Genomic DNA, 17,774 nt, shown 5'->3' with positions numbered 1-17,774 from the left:
CGTCCTTCTCAGCGCGTCAGTATCCCGCGCTGATTTCGGATGCGCGGTACGCCGTGCCATCGAAGCGAAGTGTTTTCGAGCCGAACTTCGTCGGCCGCTCCTGCGTGGTGCATTCGTCTCCCTGTGCGACCGACCGCGTTCCCGACCGCGTTTGATGCAGAACGAGATCGGCATAACCATTGCTGGTCGTCCGCGCGATCGACAGGCTGCCCTGCACCGTCTCGAAGTTGCCGTTGCAGTTGGTGTCCCATTCGCCGCGCTCTAGCGTCGTCTCCAGCTTGTCCAGCACCTTCAGCAGCTTGAGGCCGTGCGGCACGTAGAGGGTCAGCGTTTCGTTGGAGAACGGATTGGCGCGTGAGCTGCCCTGACGGACGATGCGCAACCCGAACGCGCGCGTTTCCGGCGCCAGCGTGTAGCGCGCGGTGTCGACCTTGATGTCGGCGATGCGCACCGCGTCTTCGGAGAGCGCCGATTCTTCGAACATCCGGCTGACGACCTTGGCCCGCTCGGTATTGCCGTTGTCGGCCTGCTGCACGACCATGACGTCGAGGTCGAAATCGGCCATGTCCGCTTCAGAGCCTGCCCGGACCAATGGCAGCACGACGATAAAACGCCCCGGTACGCCGCGCCATGGCTGGCAGACGGCCCGCTCGTGGTCGAGCTGTCGCTTGGGATGCAGTTTCTCGTGCATCCGCTCTGCGAGGCCGCTGTCGCAGGATGCGTGGCCTGCGATGCCGTAGCCGGCCAGGACGGCGGCCACGAGCGGCAGTCGCAGGCGGCTGATCATGTGGGCCCAATGCGTCGTGTGGGTCACGTATTTCGTGCAGGGCGGGCGCAGCACGTCGATCACCTCGATCAGGCCGCTGCCATAGCCGCGGCTGAAAACACGGCGGCCGGCGCCGCCGATCGAAGCAACCACCGGCTCGCTGCCGCGTCGAGTTGCGACGGGTGACCGCTGGCCAAGAGCAAGGTCGTGCGGGTATCGCGTGTCGTATCGGTTGCGTCGGCCGTATCTTCTTGTCGGGTCGCGCTCACGGCAAGCTGCTGTGACGCAGCGAGCAACCGCCGTGTCTGCTGCGCCACGGGTGCACCCGTGTCGATGTAGTGCACCTCGGCGCCGGTGCTTGCTCGAAGCTGCTCCGCGACGAACGGATAGTGCGTGCAGCCGAGGACCAGCGTATCGACCTCGCCGGCCGCGATGCCGAACGTGCCCGCAGCCGCGGCGTACCTGGCGCACAGCGACGCGATGCCGGCCGCGTCGTTCGCTTCGATGGCTGCCGCGAGCCCGTCGCATGGCACCAGACTGAAGTCGGCTTGCGCGGCGAGCGATGCAAGCAAGGCGTTGAACTTGGCACTCGCGAGGGTGCCGCGCGTCGCGAGCACGGCGATGCGGCGCGTGCGGCTGATCGCCACCGCCGGCTTCAAGGCAGGCTCGACGCCCACGAGGGGCAGTGCAGCATGGTCGACCCGCAACAAGTGGATCGCGGCGGCCGTGGCGGTGTTGCATGCGACCACCATCGCCTTGATGTCGTGCGCGTCGACCAGGTGGCGCGTTACCGCGCGGGTGCGTGTCGCCACGTAGTCGTCGCCGCGCTCGCCGTACGGCGCGTGGGCGGTGTCGGCGAAGTAGACGAAGCGCTCGTTGGGCAGCTCGGCCTGCAGCGCGTTGAGCACGCTGAAGCCACCGATGCCGCTGTCGAACACACCAACCGGTCGATCGCTCAAATCGCTTCCAGCGCGATCGTCTTGAGCGCGCCGGACGCGATGCGCTTTTGCCACTCGGCCGGGCCGGTGATGTGAACGCTGGTGCCGCCCGCATCGACCGCCACCGTCACCGGCATGTCGACCACGTCGAACTCGTAGATCGCCTCCATTCCGAGGTCAGCGAAGCCGACGACCTTCGCCGTCTTGATCGCCTTGCTCACCAGATAGGCCGCACCCCCGACCGCCATCAGGTAGGCGCTCTTGTGCTTCTTGATCGCCTCGATCGCGACCGGGCCGCGCTCGGCCTTGCCGATCATCGCGATCAGGCCGGTTTGCGCGAGCATCATTTCGGTGAAGCCGTCCATCCGCGTGGCGGTGGTCGGGCCGGCCGGGCCGACGGCTTCACCCTTCATCGGATCGACCGGGCCGACGTAGTAGATGACGCGGTTGGTGAAGTCGACCGGCAGCTTCTCGCCCTTTGCAAGCATGTCGGCGATGCGCTTGTGCGCCGCATCGCGGCCCGTGAGCATCTTGCCGTTGAGCAGCAGCGTATCGCCCGGCTTCCAGCTCGCCACTTCGGCGGGCGTCAACGTGTCGAGGTCGACGCGTTTGCTCTTCTTGTAGTCGGGCGCCCAGTCGACATCGGGCCACAGGTCGAGCGAGGGCGGCGTGAGATACACCGCGCCGCTGCCGTCCATCACGAAATGGGCGTGCCGCGTGGCCGCGCAGTTGGGGATCATCGCGACCGGCTTGCTGGCCGCATGCGTCGGGTACATCTTGATCTTGATGTCGAGCACCGTCGACAGGCCGCCCAGGCCCTGCGCCCCGATGCCGAGCGCGTTGACCTTTTCGTACAGCTCGATGCGCAGTGCCTCGACCTTGGTCAACTCGGCGCCCGATGCCTTCTTGGCCTGCAGCTCGTGCATGTCCAGGTCGTCCATCAGGCTTTCCTTGGCCATCAGCGCGGCTTTCTCTGCCGTGCCGCCGATGCCGATGCCGAGCATGCCGGGCGGGCACCAGCCCGCGCCCATCGTCGGAACCGTCTTGAGCACCCAGTCGACCACGCTGTCGCCGGGGTTCAGCATCACCAGCTTGCTCTTGTTCTCGCTGCCGCCGCCCTTGGCCGCGACCGTCACTTCAAGCGTGTTGCCGGGCACGATCTCGGTGAATATCACCGCCGGCGTGTTGTCCTTGGTGTTCTTGCGGTCGAACTCCGGGTCGGCCACGACCGACGCGCGCAACGTGTTGTCGGGATGGTTGTAGCCCTGGCGCACGCCCTCGTTGATGGCGTCGTCCAGCGAGCCGGTGAAGCCACCCCAGCGCACGTCCATGCCGACTTTCAGGAACACGTTGACGATGCCGGTGTCCTGGCAGATCGGCCGGTGGCCGGTCGCGCTCATCTTGCTGTTGGTCAGGATCTGTGCGATCGCGTCCTTGGCGGCTGGGCTCTGTTCGCGGTCGTACGCTTTGGCCAGATGCGCGATGTAGTCGGTCGGGTGGTAATAGCTGATGTATTGCAGCGCGGCGGCGACCGATTCGATCAGGTCGGCCTGCTGGATGGTGGTGGTCATCGTGCGGTCTTTTTGTGCGGTGGGGAGCCGAAATTATCCCCCACCGCCCCGCGATGTACCTTGCGTCAGGCCGGCGGCCGCTTCATCTGGCAGGACGTTGGCTGTGCGCTCACATACGAATCCCAGACCACTTCGGAGCGGAAGCCGTAGCCCGTGTTGTCGGCGTCGTGTTTCACGCCGGGGCTGCCCTGCTTGGCCCACACGCCGAGGTAGATCGGGGCGAGCATCTGGTGATCGACCTTGCGCATCTCGACTTCGCCGACCGGGCTCTCGTACTTCATGCCTTCCAGGGCGAACGCGACCTTCTTGGGGTCGGTCGATTTGGCCTGCCGCATGGCAGCGCGCAGCATGTTCATGGTGTACCAGTGCGACGCGTAGATGAAGTCGTCTTCCGGCGATTTCTTCTTGTATGCCATAGCGATCTTTTCGAGTGCGGGCGTCGGTGCGTTGCTGCCCCAGTTCCACATCACGTTGACCTTCTCGACGCCCCACGAACCCATCTGCGCCGGGATGCCCGGATTGTTGGCGTTGAACGTGTAGAAATTGATGTTGAGGTTGTAGTCCTTGGCGGCCTTGAAGAGCAGGCCGAGGTCGGTGCCCCAGTTGGAGGTGATGACCGTGTCGGCGCCCGACGCGGCGATCTTGGCGACGTAGGGTGCGAAGTCGCGCACCGTGGCGATCGGCACGTAGTCCTCGCCGACGATCTGGATGTCGGGCCGCTTTCTGGCGAGGTAGGCGCGCGAGGCCTTGGCGACCTGCTGGCCGTGCGTGTAGTTCTGGTTGAACAGGAACACCTTTTTCACGTCCGGCTTCTTCTGCAGATAGGTCGTCAGGCCTTCGATCTGCATCTCGCTTGAGGGATAGAAACGGAAGTGCCAGAAGCTGCACTTGTCGTTGGTCAGCCCCGGGTCCATCGCCGAATAGTTGAGGTAGACCATCGCGTTGTTCGGGTCGCGATCGGCCTGCTTGTTGATCGCGTCGACCAGCGCAAACGCCACGCCGGAGCCACCGCCCTGGGTCGCGTAGCGGATGCCCTGGTCGGAAGCAGCCTTCAGCGCCACCGTGCTTTCTTGCGGTGAACCCTTGCCGTCGAACGGGACGATTTCAAGTTTCGGGTCGGTCGGCGTGGCATTCGCGTTGAGTTGCGCGACGACTTCGCGCAGTTGGTTGAGCGAGCTCTGGCCTGTGAATGCGAAGGCGCCGGAAAGCACCTCGATGAAGGCGATTTTGACCGTCTCTGCGGCCGACGCTACGCCGCATGCGGCGAGCGCTGCAACGCACAGCAACGACCGGACCGGGCGGATGAAACCTAAGCGCTGCATGCGTGTCTCCAATGGGTTTTGTTATGGAGAAGGACAGTAGGGCGCGCGTCGCGGCGCTAACGTCTCCCACGCGACATTTCTGCGCAGGGACTATCCCTTAGATGCCTCTGAGCGCGGGCGCTTTTGAAATCCCTGCCAGTGAGAACCCTTCTTGTTCGGCCCATACTGACACTCCGTTTCATCACTGCGACCACAGCTTCTCCTCATGACCACACGCACCGAGCGCGACACTTTCGGCCCCATCGACGTTGCGTCGGACAAGCTCTGGGGCGCCCAAACGCAGCGCTCGCTGCAGAACTTCGACATCTCGGGCGAGCGCCAGCCGCGTGAAATCATCACGGCGCTGGCGCAGGTGAAGCGGGCGTCGGCGGTGGTCAACCACGCGCTCGGCCTGCAGGACGAAAAGAAGACTCAGGCCATCGTCGCCGCGGCCGATGAAGTCATCGCCGGGAAGCACCCGGACGAGTTCCCGCTTGTGGTGTGGCAGACCGGCTCCGGTACGCAGACCAACATGAACGTCAACGAGGTGCTGGCGAACCGCGCGAGCGAGTTGCTCGGCGGAGAGCGTGGCGAAGGGCGGCTGGTGCATCCGAACGACGACGTCAACCGCAGCCAGTCGAGCAACGACGTGTTCCCGACTGCCATGCATGTGGCTGCCGTCGAGGCGCTCACCCACAAGCTGCTGCCTGCCATCGCCAAGCTGCGTGGCACGCTGGAGCAGAAGTCGCTCGACTTCATGGACATCGTGAAGATCGGGCGCACACACCTGCAGGACGCGACGCCGCTCACGCTGGGCCAGGAATTTTCGGGCTACGCGGCGCAGCTGAAACACGGTGAAGCGCATGTGCGCGCCGCGCTGCCGCACCTGTGCGAGCTGGCCCTCGGCGGCACGGCGGTCGGCACCGGGCTCAATGCGCCCAAGGGCTATGCCGAGCAGGTGGCGGCCGAATTGGCGCGCCTCACGGGGCTGCCCTTCATCACCGCGCCGAACAAGTTCGAGTCGATGGCTTCGGTCGATGCGCTGGTGCATGCGCACGGCGCGCTCAAGACATTGGCCGCCAGCATGAACAAGATCGCCAACGACGTGCGCTGGCTGGCCAGCGGCCCGCGCAGCGGCATCGGCGAACTGAGCATCCCCGAGAACGAACCTGGCTCTTCGATCATGCCGGGCAAGGTCAACCCGACGCAGAGTGAGGCGGTCACCATGCTGGCCGCGCAGGTGATGGGCAACGACGTCGCCATCAACATCGGCGGTGCGTCGGGCAACTTCGAGCTCAACGTGTTCCGCCCGATGGTGGCGCACAACTTCCTGCAGAGCGTGCGGCTGCTGGCCGATGGCATGGTGAGCTTCAACGACCATTGCGCCGTCGGCATCGAGCCGAACCGCGAGCGCATCGCCGAACTGGTGCAACGCTCGCTGATGCTGGTGACGGCGCTGAACACGCACATCGGCTATGACAAGGCGGCCTACATCGCCAAAAAGGCGCACAAGGAAGGCAGCAGCCTGCGCGAGGCGGCCGTGGCTTCAGGGCACCTTACTGGCGAGCAGTTCGATGCGTGGGTGGTGCCGGAGAACATGACCGGGCGCTGAAGAAGGTCGGCTTCGTACTAGCATGGAGAATTCGATTCGTCTATCAGTCAATAGCCTGATGACAGCGCGTTGGAGCCCCTCTTAAAGTCCGCTCAACGAGAAATCGTTACCCCTTAATCGACACCGACTGCCAGTGCTGCCAGTCAGGTGTCGGGCAACAAAGCCCCGAACCGGTTCACCACCGGTTCGGGGCTTTTTGCTTTCCGATTCGAAAAAGTAATTGGGATGGACGGGTAACGGCGACTTGTTGCGGAGGGCTGCCGTGAGCTTCAGCGTTTCACGGCGACCCGGGTCGGATTCCCGAACTACACAACCACTAGGAACTTTGACATGAACCCGATGAATCGCCGCCAGATCGTGAAAGCCGGAAGCACCATGCTCGTGCTGGGTGCCACCGCCGGCACGGTCACGCGAACTTTCGCCCAAGACATCGTCAAACTCGGCCTGTTGCACTCGCTCTCGGGCACCATTGCGATCGCCGAAGCGTCGCTGGTCGATGCCGAAAAAATGGCCATTGAAGAAATCAACGCTGCCGGTGGCGTGTTGGGCAAGAAGATCGAAGCTGTGGTGGAAGACGGCGCCAGCGAGAACTCGGTGTTCGCCGAAAAGGCTCGCAAGCTGATCGAGCGCGACAAAGTGGCGGCTATCGTCGGCTGCTACACGTCGGCGTCACGTAAGGCCGTGTTGCCGGTGCTGAACCAGACCAAGGGCCTGCTGTTTTACCCGACCTACTACGAAGGCCAGGAAGAAGACAAGCAAGTGTTCTATACCTCGCAGGAAGCCACGCAGTCGGTGATTCCCGCGATGGAGTGGCTGGTCAAGGAAAAGGGCAAGACGTTCTTCCTGGTCGGTTCCGACTACATCTACCCGCGCACTTGCAACAAGATTGCCAAGCCGACCATCACCAAGGCGGGTGGCAAGGTGGTGGGCGAGGAATACGCGCCGTTGGGCCACACCGAGTTCTCGTCCATCATCAATAAGATCAAGGCCGCCAAGCCCGATGTGATCTACAGCACAGTGGTCGGTGGCTCCAATGTGGCCCTCTACAAACAGCTGCGCGCGGCTGGCCTGGACGCCACCAAGCAGGTGCTGCTGTCAACCGTGGTCTCGGAGAACGAAATCGAAGGCATCGGTAAGGATAACGCCGCTGGCTACTACGCCTGCATGGGCTATTTCCAAAGCATCAAGTCGCCCGTCAACGAAAAATTCGTCAAGGCTTTCAAGGCCAAGTACGGCCCGGAGCGCGTCATCGGCGACCCGATGGAAGTCGCCTACAACAGTGTCTACTTGTGGAAGCTGGCGTGCGAAAAGGCCAAGTCCTTTGAAGTCGAGAAGGTGATCGCGGCTGCCATCGGTATCGAGATCGACGCGCCCGAGGGCAAGGTTCGCATCGCCGCCAACCACCATGTCGCCAAAAAGGTTCGCATCGGCAAAGCCCGCCCGGACGGCCAGTTCGACATCGTCTGGGAGTCGCCCATGATCGAGCCGAACCCCTTTCCCAAACTGTAAGAGTCCATTGCCAGCGCTCCGCGTTGGCAAATTTGTCGGGCCCCTCGCGCGTCCGGCCTCCAGACTCTTTTTGTGAAAGCGGTGGCTATGGGCTTCGATATTGCAGTCATGCAGATTTTCAACGGGGTGAGCCTGTTCACCATCCTGCTGTTGATGGCGTTGGGTCTGGCGATCGTATTCGGCCTGATGGGCGTCATCAACATGGCGCACGGCGAATTGATGGCGCTGGGCGCCTACATGACCTATCTGGCGGCCCGTTTCTTTGAGCACTTCGCGCCAGCGTGGATGGACGTCTACTTGTTCGCTGCCATTCCCTTCGCCTTTGTGGTGACCTTCGGGTTTGGCTATGTGTTGGAGCGCGGCTTCATCCGATTCTTTTACAACCGGCCGCTCGACACATTGCTTGCCACCTGGGGGCTGAGCCTGATGCTGCAACAGGCCTACCGCTCCATCTTTGGTGCGCAGGAGGTCAGCGTGACGTTGCCGAGCTGGCTGGCCGGCGCCTGGGAACCTGTCGCGGGCATTCAGTTGCCGCTGACACGCCTCTTCATCGTTGGCCTGACAGCGGTCGTTGCTACCGTCGTCTATGGGCTGCTGTACCGCACTCGTTGGGGCCTGAAGGTCCGGGCCGTGACGCAAAACCGTGCGATGGCCGGTGCCGCCGGCATCGACACCGAGCGCGTCGACGCCTTGACCTTCGCGCTGGGCTCGGGCCTGGCGGGCATCGCCGGCTGCGCCTTCACCATGATCGGCTCGACCAATCCCGGCACCGGCCAGCTGTACATCGTCGACTCGTTCATCGTCGTCGTGTTCGGCGGCGTGCAGAGTCTGCTCGGCACTGCGATATCGGGCTTTGCCATCGCGCAGACGCAGACCTGGCTGGAGTTTTTGATGAGCGGGTCGATGGCCAAGGCCAGCATCCTGCTGCTGGTGATCGTTGTCTTGTATTTCCGGCCCAACGGCTTGTTCGCAGTGCGCTCGCGGAGCTGACGCCATGTTCACTACGCAACGTCGGTCCGATGTCCTCTCGGTCGTGCTGGTCACGCTGCTGCTGGCAGCAGTGCTGCCGTTGGCGCTCGATCCGTTTCGCCTCAACCTCATCGGAAAATACCTCGCCTTTGGCTTCGTCGCGGTGGGCGTCGTCCTGACCTGGGGCTACGGCGGCGTGCTGAGTCTGGGGCAAGGCGTGTTTTTCGGGCTGGGTGGTTACATGATGGCCATGTTCCTGAAGCTAGAAGCCTCTGCGCCGGAATTGCCCGACTTCATGGTCTGGAGCAGCGTCGACGTCTTGCCGGTCTGGTGGCAGCCGTTCCACTCCTTTGGCTGGACCCTGCTGGGCATCGTGTTGATCCCGGGGGCACTGGCCTATGTGTTCTCTTACGCCATCTTCCGCAAGCGCGTGAGCGGCGTTTACTTTGCCATCGTCACCCTCTCGCTGGCCCTCACGCTCACCGTGATGGTGGTCGGTCAACAGGGCGACACCGGTGGGGCCAACGGCATCACCGATTTCCGCACGCTGCTGGGCTTTGACATCCTCAGCGACAACGCCAAACGCGTGCTGTATTTTGTTGAAGTGGCGGCGATGGTGCTGGTGATGGCGTTGTCACTGTGCATCGTGCGCAGTCGCTTCGGAAAAATCTTGATCGCCATCCGCGACCGCGAAGACCGAGTGCGCTTCAGCGGTTATGACACGGCTCACATGAAGGCTTTTGTGTTTGCGGTGGCGGCTGTGCTGTCGTCCATCGGCGGCGCCTTTTACAGCCTGCAAGTCGGACTGATCGCCCCCGGCGTCATCGGGGTCGTGGCGTCTGTCGAGATGGTGATCTATGCCGCCGTCGGCGGTCGCCTGTCGATTCCGGGTGCGGTGATTGGCGCGTTGTTGATCGGCTTTCTCAAGTCATACCTGTCGGAAACCTTTCCTGAGGTGTGGCTCTATTTTCTCGGTGCGGTCTTCATCCTGGTGGTTTGGGCGATGCCCAACGGACTGGCCGGTCTGGTCGACTATCTGCCGTGGCAGCGCAAGGCGCGGGAGGCCAAGTCATGAGCCGCCAAGCCGATCCCAAGGCGCATGGCGCCGCTCTTCGCAGCGCGCAGGCAATCACGTGAGCGCCATCACCATGCACTCGATGCTGCCCATTCATCACTCCGACCAATCCGCTACGACAGCCCGTGCGGCCGTACAAGTCCGTGAGCAGATTCTGCGGGTCGAAGCCCTGACCGTGTCGTTCGACGGCTTCAAGGCGGTCGATGCACTGAGCCTGTCGGTCGACCGCAACGAATTGCGCGTGATTATTGGACCTAACGGCGCCGGCAAGACCACCTTGCTCGACATGATTTGCGGCAAGACCAAGCCCGACTCTGGCCAGGTGATGTTCAAGGGCGTCGACTTGACGCGCATGAGTGAGCATCAGATCGTGCGGGCCGGCGTGGGCCGAAAGTTCCAGACGCCCTCGGTCTATGAAGACCTGACCGTGTTCGACAACTTCGAGATATCGCTGCCCAAGACGCACGGGCTGTTCCAGTCACTGACCTTTCGCCGCACTGCCGAAGTGCGCGCACGGATCGAGGCGATGGCGGAGCAGGTCTTCCTGCACGACCAGTTAGAGCAGCGTGCAGGGCAATTGAGCCATGGCCAGAAGCAATGGCTGGAGATCGGCATGTTGCTCATGCAGGAGCCTGAGCTGCTGCTGCTGGATGAACCGGTGGCCGGCATGAGCCCGCGCGAGCGTGAACAGACTGGCGATCTGCTGAGCCGTATCGCGCAGGGCAAGTCGGTAGTGGTGATCGAGCACGACATGGACTTCGTGAAACGCATCGCGCACAAGGTCACTGTGCTGCACCAGGGCAGGGTATTGAGCGAAGGCACGGCTGCCGAGGTGCAATCCGACCGCCGCGTGATCGATGTTTACCTTGGCCATTGAGCGACCCCTCGAAAGCTCCAGATGTTTGAAATCAAGCAAATCAACGTGGCTTACGGAGAATCGCATGTCATTCACGAAGTCTCTCTGACGGTCGGCGCCAACGAGTCGGTCGCCATCATGGGGCGCAACGGCATGGGCAAGACCACCCTGCTGAAGTCGCTGATCGGCCTGCTGCCGACACTCTCGGGCCAAATTCTGATGGACGGTCAGGACTTGGCCGGTATGCCGAGCTACAAGCGCGTCAAGCAGGGCTTGGCCTTCGTGCCACAAGGGCGCATGGTGTTCCCGTTTCTGACAGTGGAGCAGAACATCTTGACCGGCGCCGAGCATTCGGGTCACCGCACGGTGCCCGACTACATCTATCGCTTTTTTCCGGTGCTGCAGGAAATGAAGCACCGCAAGGGCGGCAACCTGTCGGGCGGCCAGCAGCAGATGCTGGCGATTGCGCGCGCGCTGATCTCGGACCCCAAAGTGCTGATCCTCGATGAGCCGACCGAGGGCATTCAGCCTTCGATCATCAAGGAGCTGGCGCAGACCCTCAATCTGCTGCGCAAGGAACGCGGCTTTGCCATCGTCGTGTCGGAGCAGGTGCTGAGCTTCGCGCTGGACCTGGCCGACCGCTTCCTCGTGATCGACCGCGGCCGCATCGTGCATGCCGAGGCGCGTGCCGAACTGGACCAGGACAGAGTCCGCTCATTCTTGACCATCTGATTTTTCAACCACTACAGGAGTTCGTCATGCGACACGGTGATATTTCAAGCAGCAAGGATTGCGTGGGCGTCGCAGTCGTCAACTACAAGATGCCGCGCCTGCACACCAAGGCCGAGGTGCTGGACAACGCACGCAAGATCGCAGAGATGCTGGTGGGTATGAAGAAGGGCTTGCCTGGCATGGACCTGGTGGTATTCCCGGAGTACTCGACGCACGGGATCATGTACGACTCCAAGGAGATGTACGACACGGCCGCTACTGTCCCCGGTGAAGAAACGGAGATCTTTGCCGACGCTTGCCGCCGCGCCAATGTATGGGGCGTGTTCTCGCTGACCGGCGAGCGCCATGAAGAGCACCCGAACAAGGCGCCCTACAACACGCTGATTCTCATGAACAACAAGGGCGAGATCGTCCAGAAGTACCGCAAGATCATGCCCTGGGTGCCTATCGAAGGCTGGTACCCCGGTAACTGCACCTACGTGAGCGATGGTCCCAAGGGCATGAAGATCAGCCTCATCATTTGCGACGACGGCAACTACCCGGAGATCTGGCGCGACTGCGCTATGAAGGGCGCCGAACTCATCATCCGCTGCCAGGGCTACATGTACCCGGCCAAGGAGCAGCAGATCCTGGTGTCGAAGGCCATGGCCTTCATGAACAACACCTATGTCGCGGTAGCGAACGCCGCCGGCTTCGATGGCGTGTATTCGTACTTCGGCCACTCGGCACTGATCGGCTTCGATGGCCGCACACTGGGCGAGTGCGGCGAAGAAGAGATGGGCATCAACTACGGCGAGTTGTCGATGAGCCTGATCCGCGACGCGCGCAAAAACGGCCAGTCGCAAAACCACCTGTTCAAGCTGCTGCACCGCGGCTACACCGGCACCATCAACTCGGGCGACGGTGACAAGGGCGTGGCGGCGTGCCCGTTCACCTTCTACGAAAAGTGGGTCAACGACCCCGAGGCTGCGCGCGAGCAGGTCGAGTCGTTCACGCGCACCACGGTGGGCACCGACGAGTGTCCGATCGAAGGCATCCCGAACCAGTCGACCCAGCATCGCTGAAGCGCGACACATCGCGTCTTTCCTTTCCGTCTCCTTCAACGTCAACGCAAGAAAAGAGGTTTGTCATGAGTCAGAAGCATGTCGACGACACGGTACTCGGTGAAGAGTACGAGCACGACCCGGTTCCGCTGTCGAAGCGACGCAGCACCTTCTCGGTGTCGATGGTGTGGCTCGGGTTCCCGATGATCATCACGGGCGCCATGACCGGCTCCATCCTGGTGGCGGGCATGGGCTTCCAGTCCGCGCTGCTCGCGATGGTCGTGGGCAACCTGTTGATGTTTGCGTACGTTGGATCGCTCGGTGCACTGGGAACGGCGCGCGGCCACAACTTCGCGCTACTTGCCAGCGCCAGTTTTGGCAAGAAGGGCTATGTGTTTGCCTCCGGTCTGCTGTCGACCTTGCTGTTGGGCTGGTACGCCGTGCAGACCGGCATCATGGGCAACCTGATGCACACGGCCTTCAAGTTCGACTACCTGACGATGACTATCGCAGCGGGCGTGCTGTATCTGGGCATCACCTTCGTCGGCATCCGCGGCCTGCACTGGATCGGCATGGTGTCGGTGCCGTTGTTCGTGGTGCTGGGCGGGTGGGTGGCGCTGGACTCCGCTTCGACGGCCGGTTGGGGCAAGGTGCTGGCATACGCCGGCACGCAGGCCGCGATGCCGATGTCCTTCGGCATCGGCTTGACCATCGTGGTGGCGCTGTTCATCGACGCGGGCACCGTCACGGCGGACTTCAACCGCTGGGCTGCCAACCGCAAGAGCTCGCTGATCGCCACGGCATGTGCCTTTCCCGTGGCCAACCTGATCGCCATGCTGGTCGGTGGCACCATGACTGCCGCACTGGCATTGCCGCAACCGCAGCCGTTTGGTCTGGACAACATGTTCGGCTACATGCTGGCGCAGAACGCGCCTTGGCTGGCCGCGATCGCTTTCGTGTTCCTGCTGTGCAATCTGGGCTCGGTGTGCGCGCACTGCCTCTACAACTCGGCTGTGGGCTGGTCGCGCATCGGCAATGGGCGCATGCGCGTGTTTGCCGTGGTGCTTGCCGCAATCGGCATCGTGATCGCAGCGGCCAATGTGTGGGCCTTGTTTATCCCTTGGCTGTCGCTGCTGGGCATCGTGGTGCCGCCGATCGGTGCCATCCTGATCGTCGACCTTTATTTTGTGCGGCCGGGCGCCGTCATCGGTGCCGACTGGCGGCCGAGCGCGTTCATCGCCTGGGGCGTAGGCTCGTTGGTGGCCTATGCCATTGAGAAGATGGCGCCGCAGCTGTCGACGGCCGTGATCGCCTTTGTCGCGGCGGCGGTTTGCTATGCCGTGCTCCACATCCGCAGCGTTGCGCCGGTGGCGACGGTCTTGCCTCCCATCAAGATCTGAACCCTCACTTGAAAGCAGCCACCATCATGGACTACGACACTTTCGATCTGGGGGATGTGCCCCTGCAACACGGCGCCACCCTGCGCAATGCCAGGCTCGCCTACAAGACCTACGGCAAGCTCAACGCCGACAAGAGCAACGTGATCGTCTACCCGACTTGGTACTCGGGCCAGCACCACGATAACGAATGGCTGATCGGCGCGGGCATGGCGCTGGACCCGGAGAAATACTTCATCATCGTGCCGAACATGCTGGGCAACGGCCTGTCGTCCTCACCGAGCAACACGCCCGAGCCCTACAACCTCTCACGCTTTCCGAACATCACGCTCTACGACAACGTCACACTGCAGCATCGGCTGGTGACGGAGAAGTTCGGCATCGAACGGATTGCGCTGGTGGTGGGCTGGTCGATGGGTGCCCAGCAGACCAACCAGTGGGGCTGCCTTTACCCCGACATGGTCCAGCGCATCGCGCCCTTCTGCGGTTCGGCCAAAACGGCGCCGCACAACATCGTTTTCCTGGAAGGCGTGAAGGCGGCAATCGAGACCGATGCGGCGTGGAATGGCGGGTGGTACAGCACGCCGCCAAGCAAGGGCCTCCGCGCGGTCGGCCGCGTGTATGCGGGCTGGGGACTGTCGCAGCCTTTCTACAAGCAGGCGTTGTGGCGTGAGCTGGGCTTCAGCTCGCTGGAAGACTTTTTGGTCGGCTACTGGGAAGGCTTTTTCCTGAAGAAGGACGCGAACAACCTGCTCGCGATGCTGTGGTCCTGGCAGCACGGCGACATCAGCGACAACCCCGTGTTCAAGGGCGATTTCAAGAAGGCGTTGGGCGCCATCAAGGCACGCGCGATCGTGATGCCGGCCGAGCGTGACCTGTACTTCCCGGTGGCCGACAACGAGTGGGAGGTGTCGCACATGCCGAACGCCGAGTGCCGCCCGATCCCGGGCGTGTGGGGCCACTTCGCCGGTGGCGGCAGCAGTCCGGTCGACACCCGCTTCATCGATGCCGCGCTCAAGGAACTGCTCGCCACGCCATGAACGCCGCTGTCCCCGATCCGCTCGCCGGCTATCGCATCGAGACCGAGCCGTTTTACCAACCGGCCGGCAACGAGGTGGCGCTGTACGAAAGCGCCTATGTGCACCGGATGCCGTTGATCCTCAAAGGGCCCACCGGTTGCGGCAAGACGCGCTTTGTCGAGTACATGGCCTGGAAGCTGGGCAGGCCGCTCGTCACGCTGGCCTGCAATGAAGACATGACCGCCTCCGACCTGATCGGGCGCTACCTGCTGGACGCGCAGGGCACGGCTTGGCACGACGGACCGCTGACTTTGGCGGTGCGCCACGGTGGTATCTGCTACCTCGACGAGGTGGTCGAGGCGCGGCAGGACACCACCGTGGTGATTCACCCACTGACCGATGCGCGCCGCATGTTGCCGCTCGACAAGAAAGGTGAACTGGTGCGTGCGCATCCCGACTTTCAATTGGTGGTGTCGTACAACCCCGGCTACCAGAGCAGCGCCAAGGACATGAAGCCGTCGACTCGGCAGCGCTTTGCAGCGCTGGCCTTCGACTACCCCGAGGCCGGGATCGAAGCCAGCATCGTGGCGCATGAATCGGGCATTGCGCTGGCGTTGGCGGCGCAACTCGTCAGCATTGCGCACTGTTCGCGCGCGCTTAAGCAGCGTGGGCTGGACGAGGGCGTGTCGACCCGAATGCTGATCTACGCGGGCGTGCTGATCCGCGATGGCGTGTCGCCGCAAGACAGCTGCGAGATGACGATGACGCGCGGGCTGACGGACGATCCCGACATGGCGCGCGCGTTGCAGGGCTTTGTCGAGGCGCAGTTTGGATGACGAACGACGCTGGTGCCGCCGTCTGTGCCAGCACCAGCCGCAGCGCGCTGTCCGATCTGCTGGCGCCCCAGCTGGCGCGCTTTGCCGCCGCGCAGGGCGGCGCTGACGGGCCCGCTCAGTCAGCCGTCGCATCGCGCTGGCTGCATTTGTTGCACGAAGAAGATGCGCCGAGCGCGCTGGCGCTGGCCGCCCGGTTGGAGCGTGTGCTCGACGGCCTCAACGCCGATGGCCTCGGGCGCTGGATCCTGGCGGGCCTGCGCCATCACCCGACCGACCGGCAACGCCAGCGCGCCTGGTTCAGTTTGGACGATGCACAGGCCGTCGCCGCACTGCACGGCGAGGCCGGTGCCGAGCCGCTGCAACGCGCCTTGCCCTCGCTCAATCTGCTGGCCGACGGCCTGTTGGGCCCGCTCGGTGACGTGGCGTTTCGCCCGCGTGCCGGCCCCGCGATGCGGGTGCAGCCACGCCAGCAGACCCAACTCAATGCGCCGCGTCTGCGCCCGGTGCTCACGACCACGCATCTACTGGTGCCCGACGACTATACGGTGTTCGACGGCGCCGGCGACCGGCTGCGGCTGTACCGCGCAGCGGTCGCGCATGCCGTCGCGCACCGGCGCCATTCACAACCGGCGCGGCCGGCGGGCACGCTCAAGCCGATGGGCATTGCCGTGGTCTCGGCAATGGAAGACGCGCGCGTTGAGCATCTATTGCTACGCGACCTCCCTGGCGTGCGGCGCTGGTTCATCGACGCGCTGGCGCCGGTGCCGGACCCGCGCGACCTGGGCTTTGCCGCGCTGCTGTCGCGCATGGACCGGGCTCTGATCGATGCGGCGTACCAGGACGACAACTACTGGGTCAACAAGGCGCGCCGGCTGTTCGATGCCACTGCCGCTTCGGCCGGGCTGTCCGACTACGACGCGTTCCGTGCGGTGGCGGCGATCCTCGCCAACGATCTGGGCCAGATGCGCGTGCAGTTCAATCCGCAGCAATTCGTGGTGCCGGCACCGTACCGCGATGACCACAGCTATCTATGGCGGTTCGCCGATGCCCAGACGCCGCCGGACGAGGCATTGGCGGTGCAGGAACAAAGCGCGCGCGCGCCGTTGGACGCTTCACCACCTCCTGACGACGAGAGCGGCGAGGCGCAAGCCGGTGGTCCCGAGATGGAACTCGGCCGTTTCAGCTACCCCGAATGGGACCGACGTATCGAACGGCTGCGGCCTGATTGGTGCACCGTCATCGAGAAGCTGCCGGCCTGGCAAGGTATGGGGGTGGCGCGCGAGAAGGCGGGACGTAATGCGACCCTGTCCGCATTGGCGCTGCCGCGTGCGCGCCGCTTCAGCCGTACCCGTCGGTTGCGCCGCCAATGGGAGGGCGACGATGTCGATCTGAACGCCGCCATCGAGGTGATGGTCGACCGGCGCTCGCGCCTACAACCCGAACCGCGCCTGTTCATGCGACCGGGTCGCGAACTGGGGTTGTCGAGCATCCTGGTGCTGCTGGACCTGTCGGCTTCGGCCAACGACCGTGTCGGTGGCGCGGCGCTTTCTTTGCTCGACATCGAAAAGCAGGCCGCTCTGCTGCTCGCCGAATCGGTCACGCCCGACGGCGACCGGTTGGCGATCCATGGCTTTTCATCGAACACGCGCGCCGAGGTGTACTACTACCGGCTGCTCGAGTTCGGCGCGCCGCCGACCCCCGTTTCACGCGGCATGATCGACGCGGTACAGGCGCGCTATTCGACGCGCATGGGCGCCGCTTTGCGCCACGCTACCCACTTGCTGCGACACGAACCGGCTGGTCAGCGCGCGATCCTGCTGGTGACCGACGGCGCGCCCTCGGACATCGATGTGCACGAGCCTCGCTACCTCACCGAAGACGCCCGCGCCGCCGTGTCGGAGGCGCGCCGTGACGGCGTGCTGACCCATTGCATCGCTGTCGATGCTGCAGCCGACCCCTATGTGCGGCGCATTTTCGGTTGGCGCAACTACAGCGTGGTCGACGACGTGCAAAGCCTGCCGGCGCAAGTTCAGCGCGCCTACGCGCGACTGGTGTCCCGCTGAGCCGCCGTTAAGCTAAGCGCTGACCTGACGCATCCCATTCCCTTATGCCCCTTATTCCCCCGCCGCAGTGCCGGCTTTCGCAGCAAA

General features: G+C 63.5%; 15 protein-coding genes. 11 read left to right on the top strand and 4 right to left on the bottom strand.

Annotated features, from left to right (window positions below; translation table 11 throughout):
• Window positions 1-16 precede the first annotated feature (16 nt).
• The 4 genes from QN397_RS16735 to QN397_RS16720 all read right to left on the bottom strand — a co-directional run bounded on the left by QN397_RS16735 (window position 17) and on the right by QN397_RS16720 (window position 4,597).
• Window positions 17-919 carry a hypothetical protein gene (locus tag QN397_RS16735; RefSeq protein ID WP_323501453.1) on the bottom strand — a complete coding sequence of 301 codons (903 nt, stop codon included), beginning with the start codon at window positions 917-919 and terminating at the stop codon, window positions 17-19.
• Entirely contained in the window at window positions 856-1,725 is an 870-nt protein-coding gene (gene murI, locus QN397_RS16730) for a glutamate racemase (protein WP_323501451.1), read from the bottom strand. Before murI ends, QN397_RS16735 begins: the two co-directional genes overlap by 64 nt.
• A complete protein-coding gene (locus QN397_RS16725) occupies window positions 1,722-3,275 on the bottom strand; it encodes a fumarate hydratase (RefSeq protein ID WP_323497009.1) in 1,554 nt (517 codons plus the stop codon). The genes murI and QN397_RS16725 overlap by 4 nt, the downstream gene beginning before the upstream one ends.
• Window positions 3,276-3,340: 65 nt before the next feature.
• A complete protein-coding gene (locus tag QN397_RS16720; RefSeq protein WP_187052268.1) occupies window positions 3,341-4,597 on the bottom strand; it encodes a branched-chain amino acid ABC transporter substrate-binding protein in 1,257 nt (418 codons plus the stop codon).
• A 205-nt stretch (window positions 4,598-4,802) separates the two neighbouring features.
• Here QN397_RS16720 and fumC point away from each other — a divergent pair, with 205 nt between their 5' ends.
• From fumC to QN397_RS16665, 11 genes are all read left to right on the top strand, one after another.
• Window positions 4,803-6,188, top strand: a complete 1,386-nt coding sequence (gene fumC / locus QN397_RS16715) for a class II fumarate hydratase (RefSeq protein WP_323501450.1) — start codon at window positions 4,803-4,805, stop codon at window positions 6,186-6,188.
• Between the two features lie 330 nt (window positions 6,189-6,518).
• Window positions 6,519-7,697 carry an urea ABC transporter substrate-binding protein gene (gene urtA, locus QN397_RS16710; protein WP_323501449.1) on the top strand — a complete coding sequence of 393 codons (1,179 nt, stop codon included), beginning with the start codon at window positions 6,519-6,521 and terminating at the stop codon, window positions 7,695-7,697.
• Between the two features lie 87 nt (window positions 7,698-7,784).
• Window positions 7,785-8,687, top strand: a complete 903-nt coding sequence (gene urtB, locus QN397_RS16705) for an urea ABC transporter permease subunit UrtB (RefSeq protein WP_323501472.1) — start codon at window positions 7,785-7,787, stop codon at window positions 8,685-8,687.
• 4 nt (window positions 8,688-8,691) lie between these two features.
• Window positions 8,692-9,741 carry an urea ABC transporter permease subunit UrtC gene (gene urtC / locus QN397_RS16700; RefSeq protein WP_323501448.1) on the top strand — a complete coding sequence of 350 codons (1,050 nt, stop codon included), beginning with the start codon at window positions 8,692-8,694 and terminating at the stop codon, window positions 9,739-9,741.
• A 58-nt stretch (window positions 9,742-9,799) separates the two neighbouring features.
• Window positions 9,800-10,618 (top strand): urea ABC transporter ATP-binding protein UrtD, encoded by an 819-nt coding sequence (gene urtD, locus QN397_RS16695; protein WP_323501447.1) that lies wholly within the window; start codon window positions 9,800-9,802, stop codon window positions 10,616-10,618.
• 21 nt (window positions 10,619-10,639) lie between these two features.
• Window positions 10,640-11,329, top strand: coding sequence for an urea ABC transporter ATP-binding subunit UrtE (urtE, locus tag QN397_RS16690; RefSeq protein ID WP_323501446.1), 690 nt, complete (start codon window positions 10,640-10,642; stop codon window positions 11,327-11,329).
• Window positions 11,330-11,355: 26 nt separating this feature from the next.
• Window positions 11,356-12,393: an aliphatic amidase gene (locus tag QN397_RS16685; protein WP_323501445.1), complete on the top strand. Its 1,038-nt coding sequence runs from the start codon at window positions 11,356-11,358 to the stop codon at window positions 12,391-12,393.
• A gap of 65 nt (window positions 12,394-12,458) precedes the next feature.
• A complete protein-coding gene (locus QN397_RS16680) occupies window positions 12,459-13,772 on the top strand; it encodes a purine-cytosine permease family protein (RefSeq protein ID WP_323501444.1) in 1,314 nt (437 codons plus the stop codon).
• Window positions 13,773-13,780: 8 nt separating this feature from the next.
• A complete protein-coding gene (locus tag QN397_RS16675; protein WP_323501443.1) occupies window positions 13,781-14,809 on the top strand; it encodes an alpha/beta fold hydrolase in 1,029 nt (342 codons plus the stop codon).
• Window positions 14,806-15,624: a CbbQ/NirQ/NorQ/GpvN family protein gene (locus tag QN397_RS16670; protein WP_323501442.1), complete on the top strand. Its 819-nt coding sequence runs from the start codon at window positions 14,806-14,808 to the stop codon at window positions 15,622-15,624. Before QN397_RS16675 ends, QN397_RS16670 begins: the two co-directional genes overlap by 4 nt.
• Window positions 15,621-17,687, top strand: a complete 2,067-nt coding sequence (locus QN397_RS16665) for a nitric oxide reductase activation protein NorD (RefSeq protein ID WP_323501441.1) — start codon at window positions 15,621-15,623, stop codon at window positions 17,685-17,687. The genes QN397_RS16670 and QN397_RS16665 overlap by 4 nt, the downstream gene beginning before the upstream one ends.
• Window positions 17,688-17,774 lie beyond the last annotated feature (87 nt).

This window comes from Variovorax sp. RTB1, from assembly GCF_035018765.1.
Taxonomy (GTDB): domain Bacteria; phylum Pseudomonadota; class Gammaproteobacteria; order Burkholderiales; family Burkholderiaceae_C; genus Variovorax.
The sequence above is the reverse complement of the archived record's forward strand: the minus strand, read 5'-3'. Positions and strand labels throughout refer to the sequence as shown.

Coding starts and splice junctions, on each gene's coding strand:
- QN397_RS16725 (WP_323497009.1), bottom strand. CDS start 3,275: ATGACCACCACCATCCAGCAGGCCGACCTGATCGAATCGGTCGCCGCC.
- QN397_RS16720 (WP_187052268.1), bottom strand. CDS start 4,597: ATGCAGCGCTTAGGTTTCATCCGCCCGGTCCGGTCGTTGCTGTGCGTT.
- fumC (WP_323501450.1), top strand. CDS start 4,803: ATGACCACACGCACCGAGCGCGACACTTTCGGCCCCATCGACGTTGCG.
- urtA (WP_323501449.1), top strand. CDS start 6,519: ATGAACCCGATGAATCGCCGCCAGATCGTGAAAGCCGGAAGCACCATG.
- urtB (WP_323501472.1), top strand. CDS start 7,785: ATGGGCTTCGATATTGCAGTCATGCAGATTTTCAACGGGGTGAGCCTG.
- urtC (WP_323501448.1), top strand. CDS start 8,692: ATGTTCACTACGCAACGTCGGTCCGATGTCCTCTCGGTCGTGCTGGTC.
- urtE (WP_323501446.1), top strand. CDS start 10,640: ATGTTTGAAATCAAGCAAATCAACGTGGCTTACGGAGAATCGCATGTC.
- QN397_RS16685 (WP_323501445.1), top strand. CDS start 11,356: ATGCGACACGGTGATATTTCAAGCAGCAAGGATTGCGTGGGCGTCGCA.
- QN397_RS16680 (WP_323501444.1), top strand. CDS start 12,459: ATGAGTCAGAAGCATGTCGACGACACGGTACTCGGTGAAGAGTACGAG.
- QN397_RS16670 (WP_323501442.1), top strand. CDS start 14,806: ATGAACGCCGCTGTCCCCGATCCGCTCGCCGGCTATCGCATCGAGACC.
- QN397_RS16665 (WP_323501441.1), top strand. CDS start 15,621: ATGACGAACGACGCTGGTGCCGCCGTCTGTGCCAGCACCAGCCGCAGC.